Genomic DNA, 16,282 nt, shown 5'->3' on the forward strand with positions numbered 1-16,282 from the left:
CCATGCCCATCAGCCCCGCCACCCTGTTCGAGCACCGCCCTGCGGAACTTGAGGTGATACTGCCCGAACCAGAACATGGCTTTCGCTGGTTCGAACATGACTATCCCTATGAATTGGCGCGCTGGAACCATCACCCTGAATTCGAAATACACCTGATCCGCCAAGGCAGCGGCAAGTTGGTGGCGGGCGACTATATCGGTGCGTTCGGCGCCGGGCATGTGGCACTGATCGGCCCTGACCTGCCCCACGACTGGATCGGCGACCTGGCCCCCGGCGAACACCTGCACGGGCGCGATGTGGTGCTGCAATTCGACGGCGCCGCCCTCCTCGCCCTGCGCACCACCCTGCCTGAGCTCGGTGATTTACAGCCACTGTTTGAACGGGCGCGCCGGGGCATCGAATTCACCGGCGAGACCGCAACGGGCGCGGCACGGCTGATGGAGGCCATCGGCAGCGCCCAGGGCTTGCAACGCCTGACCCTGTTCCTGCAACTGCTCGACACCCTGAAGAATGCTCCGCCTTCACAGGCCAAAACCCTGGCCAGCCCTTGCTACGCACCCACTTTGGACGCGCGCAGTGCCCAACGCATCAACAAGGCGTTTGACTACCTGATGCGGGAGCTGACCGGCGATGTACGCCTGTCGGACATCGCCCGGCAACTGGACATGAGCGAACCGGGCTTTTCGCGGTTTTTCAAACGCAACACCGGTCACGGTTTTATCGACCTGATGCGCAAGTTCCGCGTGCAGCGTGCCTGCCGCTTGCTGTTGCACAGCCAGATGTCAGTGGCGGACATCTGCTTTGAGGTGGGCTACGTCAACCTGTCGAATTTCAACCGCCACTTTCGTATCGAAATGCACCAGACGCCGAGTGAGTACCGGCGCCAGGCCGCACTTCAAGTATTCAACTGAGCCAGTGCCTTCTGTGCCAGGCGAGCAACCTGCAACTCATTCATGGCACGCTCGCGCTCCTGGTCTTCCAGAAACCAGGCGGCGGACAACCCGGCATGAGCCACTACCCATTGCAACAATCGCGGACGCGAGAGGCTGGCCGCCTGGGCGATAACCTCGACCTGGCGGCTGAAACGCAGCGGGTCGCTACTGGTCGGCAAATCCGGGTTGCAGATCAAATTAGCGTAATCGTAACCGCGCTCGCCCATCACCCGCTTGGGATCAATCGCCAGCCAGCCCCGCGGGCCAAAGTCGAGGATATTGTCGTGATGGCAATCACCGTGCAGTACCACCACCTCCTGTTGCGCAGCCAGCAATGTGCGGGCCATCGTCGCGCAGTCGCGTAAGTCGCCGCCCTCCTGGTCGGCGGCGTGCCACAAGGAACTGAACCACTCATCCAGCCCAACCAACCCTTCAGGCGGTGACGCACGAGGCGCATGCAGTCGGGCCAGGGTGGCGCAGGCTATCTGGCTGGCTTCATCGTCCTGGCCATTGAGGGCCATGCGCATCAAGGAACCTGGCCCCGTGGCGCGCTCCATCAACACGGCGGTGTGGTCATGGGCGAATACGCGTGCCGCGCCGTCACCTGCCCACCAGCTCAACAGGCGGCCGCCGAGTTTTTCTTCAGGGGTATGGGCAATTTTCAGCATCGCCGGCACGCCTTGCCAGCGCACCGGCAAGAGGTGGCTGCCCGGTGTGACGATAGGCTCTCCATCGGCACTCAGGTTCCAGGCACGCAGGTAGTGTTCGAACATCGGGTTCCTCCACAGGGTTGGCGCGTCAGGATGACAGAAAACCCACTGTTTTCCTGACCAAAGCGTCGGCAAATTCGTCTTTTTTCTAAACAGTTCAAGCCATTGAGCCAAGTTGGTACAGCCTGTGCAAACGTTTGCGGAACGAACTTGACCGCCAAGTTCACTCCTACCCGTCTGATCGGGCTTAAACCGCGTAAGAATAAGGACTTTCAATGCACCCCACCTCAAAGCCTCGCGCTTGTCTTGGCGCTTCTTTGCTACTGGCCGCCGTTACGGGAGTACTCAGTGCACCCATTTTGGCGCAGCAAAAGCCCGTGGATGACTCAGCACAGGGCGAAACCCTCAGCCCTGAAGCCAACCCCCCGGCGAAAAAAGGCGTCTATTTGTCCGAGTGGTTCAACCAGGACCTTACGCTGATCGGCAGCAAAGACATCAGTTTCGGCCCCAAGCCCCAGGATGACGTCTACCTGGAATACGAGTACTTCGGGCGCAAAGGCCCCTTTGAGTTGTACGGCTATATCGATGTGCCGAAGATCCTCACCATCGGTAACAGTAATGACAAAGGCGTGTGGGACCATGGCTCGCCGGTGTTCATGGAGCATGAACCGCGGATCTCCATCGACTACCTCGCAGGACGCAGCCTGGCGATCGGCCCGTTCAAGGAATGGTATGTGGCCTTCGACTGGATCTACGACCACGGCAGCCGCAAGGAAAACCGCGCCAACACCCTGTACAGCGGCCTGGGCACCGATATCGACACCCACTCGCGGGTCAACCTGTCGGCCAACTTCTACGGGCGCTACCAGTGGGAAAACTATGGCGCCAGCAATGAATACTCGTGGGACGGCTACCGGGCGCAGATGAAGTACATCGTGCCCATCGGCAAGTTCGACAACGGCGCCTCGCTGACCTACATCGGTTTTACCAACTACGATTTCGGCTCGGACCTGCACAAGGACAACCCGGCGCGCACCGCCAACTCCCTGGTGGCCACCAACGTGTTGCTGTACTCGTTTACCCACCTGCGTTTTACCCTGGTCGGCCGTTACTTTCATAACGGCGGCAACTGGGAGGACGGCAGCGAGTTGAATTTCGGCGAAGGCAACTTCCGTGCACGCTCCGACGGCTGGGGTTACTACGCCGGCGTGGGCTACCAATTCTGATCAAGGAGCTGTAGATGAACGCATTGACCCGTATCTCGCTGGCCGCAGGCCTGGCCCTATTGCCCCACGTGGTGCTGGCGGATAACCCGACGCCGATCAAACCCAAGGTGATGCTGATCACCATGTTCGCCCCCGAGGCGCAAACCTGGATCGACCGCCTGGCCCTCAAACAAGAAGTGCGCGTACCGGGCCTGTCCGCCGAATACCCGGTAATTCGCTGCAACGCCCAGGACGTGTGCCTGCTGGTGACCGGCATGGGCCAGACCAACGCGGCCGCGTCTACCCTGGCCCTGGCCTTATCGCCCAAGTTCGACCTGCGCCAGAGCTACTTCCTGGTCGCCGGGATCGCCGGCATCAACCCCAAGCACGGCACCATCGGCACCGCCGCCTGGGCTCATTACCTGGTGGAGTTCGGCACGCAGTGGGAGCTGGATTCACGGGATGCACCCAAGGACTGGCCGACGGGCTATATCGGGATCAACACCAAGGGCCCCAACGAAAAACCCCCGCTGGACTACAAGACCGAAGTGTTTGAGCTCAACCAAAAGCTGCAAGCCAAGGCGTTTGCCTTGTCGCACAAGGTGGAACTGACAGAAAGCAAAGAGTCCGCCGCCTGGCGCAAACACTACCCCGCCGCCCCCGCCAACCAACCGCCGCAAGTCACGCGCTGCGATACCCTGGCGGGCAACACCTGGTTTTCCGGCACGCGGTTGAGCGAACGTGCCGAGGTCTGGACCCAGTTGCTCACCGACAACAAAGGCGAATACTGCACCACCCAACAAGAGGACAACTCCACCTACGAAGCGCTGCTGCGCGCCAGCCGCGAAGGTTTGGTGGATATCCAGCGCCTGGCCGTGGTACGCGCCGGCTCCGACTTTGACCGGCCTTATCCGGGCTACAGCGAGGTAGACAACCTGCTCAAGTATGCCGACCAGGGTGGTTTTGTACCGGCGCTGGAAAACCTGTACCGCACGGGCAACCCGTTGGTCCAGGCGATTGTGAAGAACTGGTCGGCGTGGGAAAAAGGCGTTCCCGAAACCGAATAAAGATCAAAAAAATGTGGGAGCGGGCTTGCTCGCGAATGCAGAGTGTCAGTCGATATATAGGTGACTGATACACCGCATTCGCGAGCAAGCCCGCTCCCACATTTTTGATCCCATCAAGGCAGGAAAATGATTTTGTCCGGGCTGCCACTATTTACTTGTTCATAGCACTGAACACCCTCCACCAACGCCACTTCACGCAACCCCGTAGGCAGCGGCAACAGGCCTTCATCAAAGAAGCGCCCAAACGCCTCCAACATCACCGCGCATTGTTCGCAGCTATAGAGCAACGAGTTGACCCCCACTACCGAACCACCCTTGCGGTACAGCGCCAGGGCCGGTAACTGCACGTGGCCGTCAACCGGGGCGGCGATGATGGCGATGCGGCCGAACGGTGCCAGCCCTGCCACCGCGGCAGGCAGCCAGAAACCGGTGGTGTCAAAGATCACGTCGGCGCCGCCCTTGAACACAGCCTGCACTTGCGCGCCCAGCGCCTCTGGCTTGCCCAAGGCAATCGCGTCCAACCCTTGAGCCTGCAACAACTCGAGCTGATCGGCCTTGCGCACAGCCGCCAGCACCTGCGCGCCGCGTATCTTCGCCAGCGCCAGCGCCGCACTGCCGACCGCGCCGTTGGCGCCGATCACCAGCAAGCGCGTGCCCTGGCCAACGCCGCTGCGCTCCAGGGCATCCCAGGCGGTGGTATAGGGCACGCCGAGGCTGGCCGCCTGGGCAAAACTCAAATGCGCGGGTTTGTGCGCCACGCCCTTGGCGGATACGCGCAGGTATTGGGCATGGGAACCGTCAGCGAAAAAACCCAGGTCGCGACCGGTGCCCCAGACTGCCTGGCCGAGCAATGCTTGCGGCCCCTCCACCACCACGCCGGCAAAATCACGCCCTGGGATGCGTGGCAGCGTGGTGTAGGGGAAGCGGCCAAGCACGTTTTTCACGTCGCTGGGGTTCAGGCCCGCAGCGTTAATCTGCACCAGCACTTCGCCGGCAGACGGCACCGGCACGGGCACCTCCACCAGGCTCAGGTGGGCGAGGTCGCCGGTGGCGGTAAATTGCAGTGCGTTCATCGAGGGCATCCGTCGAAGGGAAAAGGGATCAGGACAACCAACCACTGACCAACTGTCGCGCCATGGGCCAGAGCTTTTCGCCGAGCAGCATGCCCATCAGGCCGACCAGTGCGATAGCGGGCGGTGCCGGTGAGCGGAAGTCCAGCACGCCGTAGATCACGCCGACAAACAGGCCGATGGCCAAGGAAATCAAATAGCTCATGAAGGCTGCGCCCGGTGGATTGATGGGCTCAGTCTAGGGCGCGCCTACCGTGGGTATCGGCCAAGTGCTTCAGGATTTCGGCCAACTCCGGTACTGCGACGGCGACACGCCCAGTTCGCGTCGGAACATGTCGCTGAAGCTGCTGGGCGAGTAACCCAGGGTGCGCGCTATGCCGCTCACCGACTGGCCTTGGATCAACTCCGCCGCCGCCGTGGCCAACTGCACCTGACGGCGCCACTGGGCAAACCCCATGCCCAGGTGATGCTGGAACAACCGCGCCAGGGTACGCACGCTGGCGCCCGCCGCCTCGGCGTGCTGCTCGAACGGGATGTCCAGGGAGGGCGACGCCATGACCGCCTGGCACGCATTGATCAGCCGACGATCAGCCGCCACCGGCATGGCGATGCGAATAGACGAGCGACGTGCGCGTTGCAACTCCAGCAGAGCCAGGCCTACGACAGCCTCGTAGTAGGCCGCATCGCCGTGACCGCCCTGCTCCACCAAGGTCACGATCAACTCCCGCAACAAGCGACCCACTTCGATCACCTGCACCTGGCTGTCCAGCGTCGCCGCCAACGCCGGGCGCAGGTAGATATTGCGCATTTGCAAATCGGAGACCACGCGGATCCCGTGCTCCACCCCCGGCGGCAACCACACCGCGCGCTGGGGCGGCACCACCAGGGCCTCATGGGGCGTCTCGACCCACATCACCCCGCTCATGGCGTAGAGCAGTTGACCCCAATCGTGACTGTGCGGCTCTACGTACAACCCACGCGGGTAGGTACGCGCCAACGGTTGCACGGGAACGGCGTGATCAGTGAGGTCGGGAGGCGCGGCCAGGGCCATGGCGGGTACACATCAATCAAGGACGGGCGACCATGGTAAAGACTGGTCGCCTGCAAACGAACTGTTTTTACTCATCCTGCAGGCACCGGGTGCCCGGGCCTGCAGGTCAATCCTGTCAACCGTGGGCCGACTTGGCGCATTCGCAGCCCGTCGCTGCGGCGCATGGCTCACCGTGCGCATGGTGCTCGGCACAGCCCTGGCAGCAATAGCCCTTGCCGTCTTTCATGATTGCGTCAGCGCCCAATACACATTTGCAGTGAGGGCAAGCACAGGTTTGATCTGGCATGGTCAGACTCCTTTTTCATGGTCGTCCGATGCAGCGAGCGCCGCACCTTAAGCAGTGACCTTGGGCAAGCCAGCATGGTTCAGCGCCGTCAGTCGGCCCGGCGGCTATTGCTGCGGTACATGAACACCAACGCCAGGGCGAGTAACAGCATGGCGAGAATACGGCTGCCCGACAGCTCGATCGCCGGGTTGCCCAGCCAGCCAAAGTTGTCGATCAACATGCCCATGCCCAATTGCCCGACGATCACCGCCACCGTGGCGACGGCCGTGCCGACCACAGGTACCGCGCCGACCATCACCATCATGTACACCACGCCAAACAGGGCACCGGTCAATTGCCACTTGGGCACCTCCAGCAGGCTGACGGCCTGGGCCGGCTCGAAGAAAAATATCAACAGCGCCGTGGTCAGCGCGCCCACCGCGAAGGTCAACAGACTGCTGCGCAACACCCCCACAGTCTGGCCCAGACGCCCATTGATAGCGGCCTGCACACTCAGCACCGCACCCGCTGCAATCACCAGCACCAACAACATAAACAGATTCATCGCCTTAACCTCGTGCAATCAGAATCAATGCCGCCACAATCAACGCCAACGCGATCCAGCGCTCACCATTGACCCGTTTGCGCGCCGTGCCGAACCAGCCGAAGTGGTCGATCAACACGCTCTTGCCCACCTGGCCCGAGAGGATCGCGATCATGGTCATCGCGATACCGATATGCGGTGTGGCCAGGGTTAGCACCACCACGTACATCGGCCCCAGAAACCCGCCGATCAGCTGCCAGCGCGGCAACTGCGTGAATGCCGGGCCCTTTTGCGGGCCGCTGAACAGCAGCAGTAAAAACAAAATCGCCGTGCCAACGCCGAAGATGCTCAACGTCGCCCACAAATGCCCGACCTGCGCACCCAATGGCCCGAGCAACCCGGCCTCCACCGACAGGCCCATGCCCGCCAGAATTACCAACGGCAACAGCAGCAGCCGTAGAAGGTTATTGCTCGGCCTGGCCTGCGCCAGCCCCTCGGTAGAACGTGCCTGCATACATCACCCGTGTCTCAAGAAAGAAAAACATGGCGCGCATTATCCGGTGGCCGTGCTGTGCGATAAATGGGAGCATGCGTACAACACCTTTGCGCAAAACGCACAGCCTGGAGAGATGATGCAGGGCTTGAATGAACTGAGTTTCAAGGCGCTACGCCTGTTTGTGGCCGTGCTGGACCAGGGCAGCTTTTCTGAAGTGGCCCGCCGCGAAGGCCTGGCGCCCTCCTCCATTTCGCGGCAGATCCAACTGATGGAACAGGCCGTCGGCCAGCAATTGCTCTATCGCCATACGCGCGCCGTCAGCCCCACCGAAGCCGGCCGCCTGTTGGGCCGTCACGCACGCTTGCTACTCGAGCAGTTGGAGACGGCGAACCAGGCCCTGCAGGAGCAAGACAGCGAACCCAGCGGCCTGGTGCGCATCAACGCGCCCATGGTGTTCGGCCAGCGCCACCTTTCACCCTGGCTGGGAGCGCTGTGCCGGCGCTACCCGAAGTTGCAGCTGGATATCCAGCAGACCGACACCTTCGTCGACCCGCTGCAAGATGGCACCGACCTGCTGTTTCGCATCGGCGTGCTCAACGACTCGGGCATGCAGGCGCGCATCTTCGCGCCGCAACGCTTTCGCATCGCGGCCAGCCCTGCCTACCTGGCCCAGCACGGCACGCCGCGCCACCCCGACGAACTGGCGCACCACCACTGCCTGGCCTACAAAGGTATCACCGGCCAGGAGCGCTGGTTCTTCCGCCGCGGCCAAGGCGACTGGACACCCTACAGCGTCAGCGGCCCCATCACCGGCAACCACGCCGACACCCTCACCCACGCCGCCGAACAAGGCCTGGGCCTGGTGGTATTTCCGTCCTGGCTGATTGGCGAAAGCCTGCGCGCCGGTACCTTGCAGGCGGTGCTCGGCGAATACGAAGTGGCGACAACCCTGGAGCCCCAACAGATCGCCGCGTTGTGGCCGGGCAGCCGCAGGCTCTCGCTGAAGGTGCGCACGGTGATCGACTATTTCGTGGAGTGTTTTGGGACGGTGCCGTATTGGGATCGGTGACGGAGGTTGGCGCTGCTGAACGGCGCCAGTGAAGGAATATTCCTAGTAGGAAAAGTAGGCTCGTTCTGATTTTGGGGGCCAGTATTTCTGGGGACGGTGCGCTGGGGCAGACTTTGGCAACGTCCACTACCGAGATACCGACATGAACGCTACGTGTTCGACACTGACTGTCTCACTCAGCCAAGCAAAAGCCGATTTTTTGAAATTGGCTCATCAGGCCAGCACTGGCCAGGTGATAACTATCACCAGAAATGGAGTGGCATTTGTCCAGCTTTTGGCTGTGCGAAAGGCTCCTCAACGCCGGATAGGAGCGATGAAAGGGAAACTGATTATTCCTGATGACTTTGATACACCGCTTCCTGACAGCCTGCTTCGGGAGTTTGAGAAAAAGAGCACATGACTCAACCCTAGCTCAGAACAACCACTGCCCAATCAACCAAGCATTCGCCCCACTGATGACCGCGAACAGAAACCACGCCAGCAGCCGTGTGGGTAGCCGGTTGACGAACGGCCCCATCAGTTGCTTGTCGCCGGTCATGCGGATCAACGGGTACAACGCAAAGGGCAACTGCAGGCTCAGTACCACCTGGCTGAGAATCAGCAGCTTGCCGATGGCATCGTCGCCCATCAGCCATACCCCCAGGAACGCCGGGATCAGCGCCAGCCCACGGGTAATCAGGCGGCGCTGCCAGCAGGGTATGCGCAGGTTCAGGTAACCCTCCATGATCACTTGCCCGGCAATGGTGCCGGTAAAGGTCGAACTCTGGCCCGAAGCCAACAAGGCGATACCGAAAAGGATGCTGGCGAAAGCACCGCCGACCAAGGGGTCGAGCAGGTGATAGGCGTCCTGGATTTCCACCACATCGGTATGGCCGGTCTTGTAGAAAGCAGCTGCGGCCAGCACCAGAATCGCGGCGTTGACCAACAGCGCCAAGGCCAGGGAGCCGATGGTGTCGATACGCGCCAGCTTGACCGCGTCCTGCTTGCTCGCCAGGTCCTTGCCGATCAGGCGGGTCTGCACGATAGAGGTGTGCAGGTAGAGGTTATGGGGCATGACCGTAGCGCCGAGGATGCCGATGGCCAGGTACAACGGCGCCGCATCGCTGATGGCCGACAGTGACGGGGTGAACCCGCTGAGCACATCCGGCCAATAGGGTTTGATCAGCACCAGCTCGATGAAAAAACACACGCCGATGGTGGCGACCAGCGCCAGCATGATCGCTTCAAGGCGGCGAAAACCACGATTTTGCAGGGCCAGGATCAACAGCGTGTCGAATGCCGTGATGACAATGCCGGTGGTCAGCGACACGCCGAGCAACAGGTGAAACGCCAGGGCGCAGCCGAGCACTTCGGCAAGGTCGGTGGCGATGATGGAGATTTCCGCCAACACCCACTGGGTGCGAGCAGAGCGCTGGCTGTAGCGCTCACGGCACAGTTGCGCCAGGTCCTTGCCAGTGGCGATGCCCAGCCGCGAACACAGGCACTGCACCGCCATCCCCGCCAGGCTGGCCAGCAGCACCACAAACAGCAGGCTGTAGCCGTAGCGTGAACCGGCTTCGATGGCCGTTGCCCAGTTGCCGGGGTCCATGTAGCCGATGGAGATCAACAGGCCGGGGCCAGCGAACATCAACACCCGTTTAAAAAACGAGGCCTTGGGATCAACAGCGACAGAGCCGGCCACTTCCGGCGGGCAAAACGGAGCGGTAGCGATTTTTGGCAGGCTGAATTTCACGCGGTATTCCAGGCAAATACACAAGACTTGGGCAGCAGCTTATCAGTCGGTGGCGACCGTGCGCATCACCGTGTCCCGTGGCAGGTCAAACGCTTCCACCACTTGCACCACCAGATCCAGCTCCTGGTTAAGCGCCTCGCGCTCCATGCGTTGGCGGATCACGCCGACCACCAGTACCGCCAAGGTGGTGATCGAATACGCCGGGCCGGAAAACGCCCGAACACCGCTGACCAGCAACATCGCCGCAGCCAGCGCCTGGCCCACCACCGGAATCGCCGTCGCCGCACCGCGCCGCAGGATAAACCCGGTCAGCCCGGCCAACGCCGTGCCGCTCAAAGCTGCGGTAGCCGAACGGCCTACATCCAAGCGGTTGAACACCCCCTGCTCTTTTTGTGCAGCGGCCTGGAGCTCGGCCTCGAACGCCTGACGATCAGCGCGGCTGAGTTTGTCCTTGTACTGCTCGATCAGTGTTTCTGCGACCTGCCCTTCGATCTCTGCCAGCGCCACATGCTCAAGTGGTTGGTCGAACTTGATGCCCAGGCGTTGCGCCACGTCTTCGGCAATCTGGCGATAGCCCACGCCATGGCCACGGGCCAGGTTCATGAAGCTGTCGCCGCCCATGCGCTGCAACTCAATGGCCAGTTTCAACGGTTCGCGCACACTGGCATCAATCGCGGCACTGCGCTTTTGCGCCATCAGTTCGGCAAGAAACTTCAGCTCCTCCGGCCGCGCTTGTACCAATGCCGGGTACAGGTCCACGTCCGCTTCGGCAAACCGCACGTCACTGCTGCGCGAGTCCACACGGATCATGCCGCGCCGCTCCTGCAGCAGGTCGGTGTACTGCACCACCGTCTTCAACTGCGGCCAATAGGCGGCATGATCGAAGCTGGCCAGGTGCACATTGGTCACCTTGGCCTTGAGCGCGGGCGTTACATCAATCGCATAGCGGCCAATGCAACGCTCGGTATCGGGCTTCATGGCCAGCGCCCAGTCCTTGCTCGAATGGCAATTGATCAACCGCCCCTTGAGCGGCGCCGACACCTTGTCCCAGGGGCTCGAGGTACAGATCGCCCCGCCCATCAACAACAGGTTATTCAACGGCAGTTCGCGAGCGATCTCGGGGCTGGCCAGCAGGCTCTTGACCAGAATGCGCGCGCCCAGGGAATGGCCGATCAGGTTGATGCGCCGTACCGGCAGCGACTGGTCGTGCAGGTAGCCGGCCAATTCTGGCAACAAGGTCTTGGCCACTTCATCCACCCGCGCCTCGACGCTTTTGTAATGGTCAAGAAAATAGGCAATGGCCTTGCCCACGCCCACCGTCGCCGCGCCCAGGCCGCCACCGCCGAGCAATGAGGCGAGCACGTCCTTGAACGGTGCAAACAGGTTTTCCAGAAAATGCCCTGCCGGCCAGAACAGCATCAGGTTGGTCGAGCCTTCGATACCCGCCAACTGCTGCTTGAAATTGCCCAGTTGCTGGCGGTTGAAGAACGCCGAGTAACCGTGAACATAGAGATTGAGCACATCCCCCTGGGGCTCGCCACACAGGACGAACGTGGGCTGGCGGGTGCGGTGCATTTCATCCCACTGGTGTTGCATAGAGCGGCGACTCCGGGTGACGGGCTGGCGATAGTAACAAACAGAGGCGATCAGAAAGGTGAATCCTGACCGACGTTTGCAGAAGGGCCTGGCCAAAACAGTATTCAACCAAGACCAAACACTGCGCGACTGCTTAAACTGACTGGCGGGACATGGTAAAACAGGGCCCAGCCCCTTCACCGGAGACCGCCACCATGACAGGCAAACTTGAACAACCCGAGCAATTGAGCGTGGTCATGGGCGCAAGCTTCTGCACCTTGAGCCAAATTGAGCAACTGACCAGCGCATGACCGCACTCTCCCCGCTTGGCCAACCCCGCACTCTGGTGTTCCTGACCTACCCGCACATGGGCCTGCTCGACCTGACCGGCGCGCAAACGGTGTTCTGGGCCGCGACCAAGGCCATGGCCGAGCGCGGTTTGCAAGGTTATGTGCTGCACAACGCCAGCCTGGCGGGCGGGCTGATGCCAACCGCCGAAGGCTTGAGCGTCGACACTGTGGCTTTGGCGCAGTTGGACCCAGCCGCCATCGACACTCTTGTGGTACCCGGCGCGCCCGCCATTGAGCAAGCCATGCTAGACAATACTGCGCTGGTGGACTGGCTGCGCAACGCCTCCGGTCAGGCGCGACGTACCGCCTCGGTGTGCAGCGGCACTTTTTTGCTGGCGCTGGCGGGCTTGCTGGAGGGGCGCCGCGCGGCAACGCATTGGGCCATGTGCGAGCTGCTCAAGCAACGCTTCCCGAGCATCGAGGTGGACGTGGACGCGATCTTCGTGCAGCAGGGCCAGGTGTGGACCTCGGCGGGCGTCAGTGCCGGGATCGACCTGGCGCTCGCGCTGGTGGAGGCCGACTGCGGGCGCGAAGTGGCGCTGCAAGTGGCACGCGAACTGGTGGTGTTCCTCAAGCGCCCCGGTGGCCAGGCGCAGTTCAGCCAGGTGCTGCAAGCGCAAACCGCCGACAGCGCCAGCTTTGATGCGCTGCATGCGTGGATCAGCGACAACCTGCGCGACAGCGACCTCAGCGTCGAGCGCCTGGCCGCGCAGAGCCATATGAGCCCACGCAACTTTGCCCGGGTCTATAAGCAAAAAACCGGTCGCACCCCGGCCAAGGCCATCGAACTGTTTCGCATGGAAGCGGCGCGCCGCATGCTCGAAGACTCCCAGCGCAGCATCGACCAGATCGCCGGGCTTTGCGGGTTTGGCGATGAGGAACGCATGCGCTGCACCTTCCACCGCCACCTGGCCATCTCACCCCGCGACTACCGCGAGCGCTTTTCCCGCTAGGCCGGCAGAGGTGGCAGTCATCCAGGGTTATATGTCCTTTCGGACAGGCCCTGCTGCTTTTACAGTGATCCGGCAATGCCTTGCGGCTTATCTGGTCTCTGGAGCAACCCCATGAAACAACATATTCTGATCATTGGCGCCGGGTTCGGTGGCGTGTGGAGCGCCTTGAGCGCGGCTCGGCTACTGGATAAACACGACCGCAACGATGTGCGCATCAGCCTGCTCGCACCCCAAGCGGAGCTGCGTATCCGCCCGCGGTTCTACGAGCCCGATGTACATACCATGCTGGCCCCGCTTGATGCGCTGTTCGACGCTGTGGGCGTGACCTTTGTGCAAGGCGCCGCCGACAGCATCGACACCCCTAATAAGCAAGTGACCTATCGCAACGCGGCCGGCATCCCGGCCACCCTCGCCTACGACCGCCTGGTAGTGGCTGCCGGCAGCCGCTTGAACCGCCCAGACATGGACGGCATCGCGCATGTGTTCGATGTGGATCAGATCGAAGACGCCGCGCGCCTTGAGGCCCATATCAAGGCCCTCAAAAATCTGCCCGACAGCCCGGCCCGCAATACCGTGGTGGTGGCCGGCGGCGGCTTTACCGGTATCGAGACCGCCACCGAAATGCCGGCGCGCCTGCGGGAGGCGCTGGGTGAAACGGCCAACATCCGTGTGATCGTGGTAGACCGCGGGCCACAGATTGCCGCGTCGATGGGCGATGGCATACGCCCCTCGATCATCGAAGCCAGCCGCGAGCTGGGGATTGAATGGGTACTGAACACCTCGGTCGCCTCGGTGGACGCCGGTGGCGTGACCCTGGCGGATGGGCAGCGGATTGAATCAAGCACCGTGATCTGGACCATCGGCTTTCGTGCCAACCCGCTGACCGAACAGGTGAGTGCCACCCGCGATCCCCAGGGCCGCCTGCACGTGGACGCCACCCTCAAGGTCAAGGGCCAGGCCGCCATCTTTGCCGCCGGCGACGTGGCCTACGCCGCCACAGACGAGCTGGGCAACTTCGCTGCCATGTCCTGCCAGCACGCCATCGCCCTGGGCCGCTACGCCGGCAACAACGTCGCCGCCGATCTGATCGGCGTAGCCCCCATGGCCTACAGCCAACCCAAATACGTCACCTGCCTCGACCTCGGCGCCTGGGGCGCGGTGTACACCGAAGGCTGGGACCGTCAGCTTAAGCTGGTGGGCCAGGAAGCCAAGGACCTCAAACAGCAGATCAATAGCGTGTGGATCTACCCACCGGCGGCGGATAGAAAGGTGGCGTTGGCGGCGGCGGATCCGTTGATCCCGGTGGCGTAGGATCGAAGGCAAGCCTCAATGCCAGTCAGTTAAGCGAACACAATGCTCAAGGCAATGAAGATCAACTGTGGGAGCTGGCTTGCCTGCGAAAGCGGTAGTGCAGTAACAGATGCAGTGACTGACACTCCGCCTTCGCGAGCAAGCCCGCACACAGTTTGATCGCGGAGCATCAGGTAGGTATGTGTCGTTTATCGGACCGCCATCGCAGCATAGGTATCTACACAACTTTGTGGGCTGTAGTAGCAGACGGTAACCACGATGCGAAGCGAGTCGCTCTTGATCTGCTTGTGATCTTGATCTCAGGCGCCCCGTTAAACCACGCTGGCCGGAATTCGACAGGGATTTGGGGGGTAAACCGGCAGGGATGCCGGTTTAGCCGCCCCGCGCCATGGATGGCGCGTGGCGGCGGCCCCCCAAATCACTGGCGGATTACGGGCACACCGAGCCTAAGCGAGGTGCCGAGTGGTGGGGCAAGAGCGTTTTGCTTACTTTTGCGCTTTTCAAAAGTGAGCCGCTGTCAGAGCGGAACCCTAGGTGGCCGTTACCGCAGGAATGGATATGTACTCGGTATGACTGTGTCGGCTGTCAGGCCACCATCGCAGCGATGCGGCGACCCGACAAGCCAGCTCCCACATTTAGCCTGCAGTTATCCGGATCAGCTTGGCGTCGGGGCACCACCCTGCCCAAACCGCCGAATCGCCAGGCAATACCCCACCAACGCCAACCCCGCCAGCAAACCGCCCGCCGCGCCGATCCAGGCGAAGCCGAAGTGGCTGCCCACCCAACTGCCCATCAACGCGCCACCGCCGATGCCGATGTTGTAGATCCCGGAAAACATCGCCATGGCCACATCGGTGGCGTCCGGTGCCAGCACCAGCACCTTGGACTGCATGGCCAGGCCAAAGCCCATGATCGCCATGCCCCAGAAAATGCTCAGCCCCACCAGGTAAGACTCGGCGCCGCTCAACGGCAGCATCAGCGCCAGGCACGCGGCCAGGATAGACACCGCGCCGATCACAAACAGGTGGGGGTTGAAGCGATGCACCAGGCTGAACAGCAACGAGCCGATGATGCCAGCACCACCGAACACCAGCAGGATCAGGGTCACAGCACTGCCGCCCAGGCCGGCGACGCCTTCGACGAAGGGTTCGATGTAGCTGTAGGCGGTGAATTGGGCAGTGACGGTCATCGCCGTCAGCACGTAGAGCGCCACCAGCGCCGGACGCTTGAACAACAGCGGCAGGCTGCGCAGGGAGCCGGAGTTCTGGCTGGGCAGCAGCGGCAAGGTGCGCGCCAGCCAGAACACCAGCGCGGCGGCGAACGCGGCGATCACCAAAAAGGTAGTGCGCCAACCCATGGCCTCGCCCAACAGGCGGCCCAAGGGAATGCCCAGCACCATCGCCAGGGATGTGCCGGTGGCCAGCAAGCCAAGGGCCTGCACCTGCTTGCCCTCTGGCGCCAGGCGTACAGCCAGGGAAGCCGTGATCGACCAGAACAACGCATGGGCCAGGGCGATGCCGACCCGACTGACCATCAGCAAGCCGAAACTGGTGGCGACGCTGGAGAGGATATGGCTGGCGATAAACAGACCGAACAGCACGATCAGCAATTTGCGCCGTTCGACGTTGCGGGTCAGCAGCATCACTGGCAGCGAGGTCAGCGACACGATCCACGCATAAATGGTGAGCATCAGGCCGACGCTGGCCACGGGCATGTCAAAGCTGGCGCCGATGGCGCTGAGCAGCCCGACGGGGACGAATTCGGTGGTATTGAACACAAACGCGGCCAGCGCGAGGGCGATGACCGGTTGCCAGTTGGCTTGGGGGGTTGCGGCTGAAAGGCTCATTGACGGGCGCGGTACTCTGACGATGATCAAGCGGCCACCCAGGACAAGCGCCGCCGCCGAGCATTCTATAGGTTTCTCGCACCGCTGTTGCTGCGGATCGTCGCTC

General features: G+C 62.1%; 17 protein-coding genes. 7 read left to right on the forward strand and 10 right to left on the reverse strand.

Annotated features, from left to right (window positions below):
- Positions 1 to 2 precede the first annotated feature (2 nt).
- A complete protein-coding gene (locus ACWHXD_RS16915) occupies positions 3 to 911 on the forward strand; it encodes an AraC family transcriptional regulator (protein WP_138761578.1) in 909 nt (302 codons plus the stop codon).
- Here the strand turns inward: ACWHXD_RS16915 and ACWHXD_RS16920 are convergent.
- Positions 896 to 1,705 carry an aminoglycoside phosphotransferase family protein gene (locus tag ACWHXD_RS16920; RefSeq protein WP_098951080.1) on the reverse strand — a complete coding sequence of 270 codons (810 nt, stop codon included), beginning with the start codon at positions 1,703 to 1,705 and terminating at the stop codon, positions 896 to 898. The genes ACWHXD_RS16915 and ACWHXD_RS16920 overlap by 16 nt on opposite strands.
- 212 nt (positions 1,706 to 1,917) lie before the next feature.
- Between ACWHXD_RS16920 and ACWHXD_RS16925 the strand changes: the two genes are divergently transcribed.
- Positions 1,918 to 2,868 carry a nucleoside-specific channel-forming protein Tsx gene (locus tag ACWHXD_RS16925; protein ID WP_032896760.1) on the forward strand — a complete coding sequence of 317 codons (951 nt, stop codon included), beginning with the start codon at positions 1,918 to 1,920 and terminating at the stop codon, positions 2,866 to 2,868.
- Positions 2,869 to 2,882: 14 nt separating this feature from the next.
- Entirely contained in the window at positions 2,883 to 3,914 is a 1,032-nt protein-coding gene (locus ACWHXD_RS16930) for a purine-nucleoside phosphorylase (protein ID WP_138761579.1), read from the forward strand.
- A gap of 113 nt (positions 3,915 to 4,027) precedes the next feature.
- Here ACWHXD_RS16930 and ACWHXD_RS16935 read toward each other — a convergent pair whose 3' ends face one another.
- The 6 genes from ACWHXD_RS16935 to ACWHXD_RS16960 all read right to left on the reverse strand — a co-directional run bounded on the left by ACWHXD_RS16935 (position 4,028) and on the right by ACWHXD_RS16960 (position 7,358).
- On the reverse strand, positions 4,028 to 4,987 hold the full coding sequence (locus ACWHXD_RS16935) for a quinone oxidoreductase family protein (RefSeq protein WP_138761580.1): 960 nt from the start codon (positions 4,985 to 4,987) through the stop codon (positions 4,028 to 4,030).
- A 28-nt stretch (positions 4,988 to 5,015) separates the two neighbouring features.
- Positions 5,016 to 5,189 carry a DUF1427 family protein gene (locus ACWHXD_RS16940; RefSeq protein ID WP_080751109.1) on the reverse strand — a complete coding sequence of 58 codons (174 nt, stop codon included), beginning with the start codon at positions 5,187 to 5,189 and terminating at the stop codon, positions 5,016 to 5,018.
- A gap of 69 nt (positions 5,190 to 5,258) precedes the next feature.
- Positions 5,259 to 6,035: an AraC family transcriptional regulator gene (locus tag ACWHXD_RS16945; protein WP_138761581.1), complete on the reverse strand. Its 777-nt coding sequence runs from the start codon at positions 6,033 to 6,035 to the stop codon at positions 5,259 to 5,261.
- A gap of 115 nt (positions 6,036 to 6,150) precedes the next feature.
- Positions 6,151 to 6,321, reverse strand: a complete 171-nt coding sequence (locus ACWHXD_RS16950) for a metallothionein (protein WP_019816816.1) — start codon at positions 6,319 to 6,321, stop codon at positions 6,151 to 6,153.
- Between the two features lie 88 nt (positions 6,322 to 6,409).
- Complete coding sequence (locus tag ACWHXD_RS16955; protein ID WP_044274535.1) at positions 6,410 to 6,865, reverse strand: DMT family transporter; 456 nt, start codon at positions 6,863 to 6,865, stop codon at positions 6,410 to 6,412.
- Positions 6,866 to 6,869: 4 nt separating this feature from the next.
- Positions 6,870 to 7,358 carry a DMT family transporter gene (locus tag ACWHXD_RS16960; RefSeq protein WP_032896751.1) on the reverse strand — a complete coding sequence of 163 codons (489 nt, stop codon included), beginning with the start codon at positions 7,356 to 7,358 and terminating at the stop codon, positions 6,870 to 6,872.
- A gap of 118 nt (positions 7,359 to 7,476) precedes the next feature.
- Between ACWHXD_RS16960 and ACWHXD_RS16965 the strand changes: the two genes are divergently transcribed.
- On the forward strand, positions 7,477 to 8,409 hold the full coding sequence (locus ACWHXD_RS16965) for a LysR family transcriptional regulator (RefSeq protein WP_098951072.1): 933 nt from the start codon (positions 7,477 to 7,479) through the stop codon (positions 8,407 to 8,409).
- 142 nt (positions 8,410 to 8,551) lie between these two features.
- The gene (locus ACWHXD_RS16970) at positions 8,552 to 8,809 is read left to right on the forward strand and encodes a type II toxin-antitoxin system Phd/YefM family antitoxin (protein ID WP_032896748.1); all 258 of its coding nucleotides are present in this window, start codon (positions 8,552 to 8,554) and stop codon (positions 8,807 to 8,809) included.
- 12 nt (positions 8,810 to 8,821) lie between these two features.
- Here ACWHXD_RS16970 and ACWHXD_RS16975 read toward each other — a convergent pair whose 3' ends face one another.
- The gene (locus tag ACWHXD_RS16975; RefSeq protein ID WP_003191984.1) at positions 8,822 to 10,141 is read right to left on the reverse strand and encodes an Nramp family divalent metal transporter; all 1,320 of its coding nucleotides are present in this window, start codon (positions 10,139 to 10,141) and stop codon (positions 8,822 to 8,824) included.
- Between the two features lie 42 nt (positions 10,142 to 10,183).
- Positions 10,184 to 11,737: a DUF726 domain-containing protein gene (locus tag ACWHXD_RS16980; RefSeq protein ID WP_138761582.1), complete on the reverse strand. Its 1,554-nt coding sequence runs from the start codon at positions 11,735 to 11,737 to the stop codon at positions 10,184 to 10,186.
- Between the two features lie 286 nt (positions 11,738 to 12,023).
- Between ACWHXD_RS16980 and ACWHXD_RS16985 the strand changes: the two genes are divergently transcribed.
- Entirely contained in the window at positions 12,024 to 13,019 is a 996-nt protein-coding gene (locus ACWHXD_RS16985; protein ID WP_138761583.1) for a GlxA family transcriptional regulator, read from the forward strand.
- A 111-nt stretch (positions 13,020 to 13,130) separates the two neighbouring features.
- Positions 13,131 to 14,330 carry an NAD(P)/FAD-dependent oxidoreductase gene (locus ACWHXD_RS16990; protein ID WP_138761584.1) on the forward strand — a complete coding sequence of 400 codons (1,200 nt, stop codon included), beginning with the start codon at positions 13,131 to 13,133 and terminating at the stop codon, positions 14,328 to 14,330.
- 655 nt (positions 14,331 to 14,985) lie between these two features.
- Here the strand turns inward: ACWHXD_RS16990 and ACWHXD_RS16995 are convergent.
- A complete protein-coding gene (locus tag ACWHXD_RS16995) occupies positions 14,986 to 16,176 on the reverse strand; it encodes a sugar transporter (RefSeq protein WP_078467624.1) in 1,191 nt (396 codons plus the stop codon).
- Positions 16,177 to 16,282 lie beyond the last annotated feature (106 nt).

This window comes from Pseudomonas fjordensis (assembly GCF_976987115.1).

What these genes read in the sequence shown, in the direction of transcription:
- ACWHXD_RS16965 (WP_098951072.1), top strand. Translation starts at nt 7,477, where the DNA reads ATGCAGGGCTTGAATGAACTGAGTTTCAAGGCGCTACGCCTGTTTGTG.
- ACWHXD_RS16970 (WP_032896748.1), top strand. Translation starts at nt 8,552, where the DNA reads ATGAACGCTACGTGTTCGACACTGACTGTCTCACTCAGCCAAGCAAAA.
- ACWHXD_RS16950 (WP_019816816.1), bottom strand. Translation starts at nt 6,321, where the DNA reads ATGCCAGATCAAACCTGTGCTTGCCCTCACTGCAAATGTGTATTGGGC.
- ACWHXD_RS16955 (WP_044274535.1), bottom strand. Translation starts at nt 6,865, where the DNA reads ATGAATCTGTTTATGTTGTTGGTGCTGGTGATTGCAGCGGGTGCGGTG.
- ACWHXD_RS16980 (WP_138761582.1), bottom strand. Translation starts at nt 11,737, where the DNA reads ATGCAACACCAGTGGGATGAAATGCACCGCACCCGCCAGCCCACGTTC.
- ACWHXD_RS16995 (WP_078467624.1), bottom strand. Translation starts at nt 16,176, where the DNA reads ATGAGCCTTTCAGCCGCAACCCCCCAAGCCAACTGGCAACCGGTCATC.
- ACWHXD_RS16920 (WP_098951080.1), bottom strand. Translation starts at nt 1,705, where the DNA reads ATGTTCGAACACTACCTGCGTGCCTGGAACCTGAGTGCCGATGGAGAG.
- ACWHXD_RS16925 (WP_032896760.1), top strand. Translation starts at nt 1,918, where the DNA reads ATGCACCCCACCTCAAAGCCTCGCGCTTGTCTTGGCGCTTCTTTGCTA.
- ACWHXD_RS16945 (WP_138761581.1), bottom strand. Translation starts at nt 6,035, where the DNA reads ATGGCCCTGGCCGCGCCTCCCGACCTCACTGATCACGCCGTTCCCGTG.
- ACWHXD_RS16985 (WP_138761583.1), top strand. Translation starts at nt 12,024, where the DNA reads ATGACCGCACTCTCCCCGCTTGGCCAACCCCGCACTCTGGTGTTCCTG.
- ACWHXD_RS16915 (WP_138761578.1), top strand. Translation starts at nt 3, where the DNA reads ATGCCCATCAGCCCCGCCACCCTGTTCGAGCACCGCCCTGCGGAACTT.
- ACWHXD_RS16960 (WP_032896751.1), bottom strand. Translation starts at nt 7,358, where the DNA reads ATGCAGGCACGTTCTACCGAGGGGCTGGCGCAGGCCAGGCCGAGCAAT.
- ACWHXD_RS16930 (WP_138761579.1), top strand. Translation starts at nt 2,883, where the DNA reads ATGAACGCATTGACCCGTATCTCGCTGGCCGCAGGCCTGGCCCTATTG.
- ACWHXD_RS16990 (WP_138761584.1), top strand. Translation starts at nt 13,131, where the DNA reads ATGAAACAACATATTCTGATCATTGGCGCCGGGTTCGGTGGCGTGTGG.
- ACWHXD_RS16935 (WP_138761580.1), bottom strand. Translation starts at nt 4,987, where the DNA reads ATGAACGCACTGCAATTTACCGCCACCGGCGACCTCGCCCACCTGAGC.
- ACWHXD_RS16940 (WP_080751109.1), bottom strand. Translation starts at nt 5,189, where the DNA reads ATGAGCTATTTGATTTCCTTGGCCATCGGCCTGTTTGTCGGCGTGATC.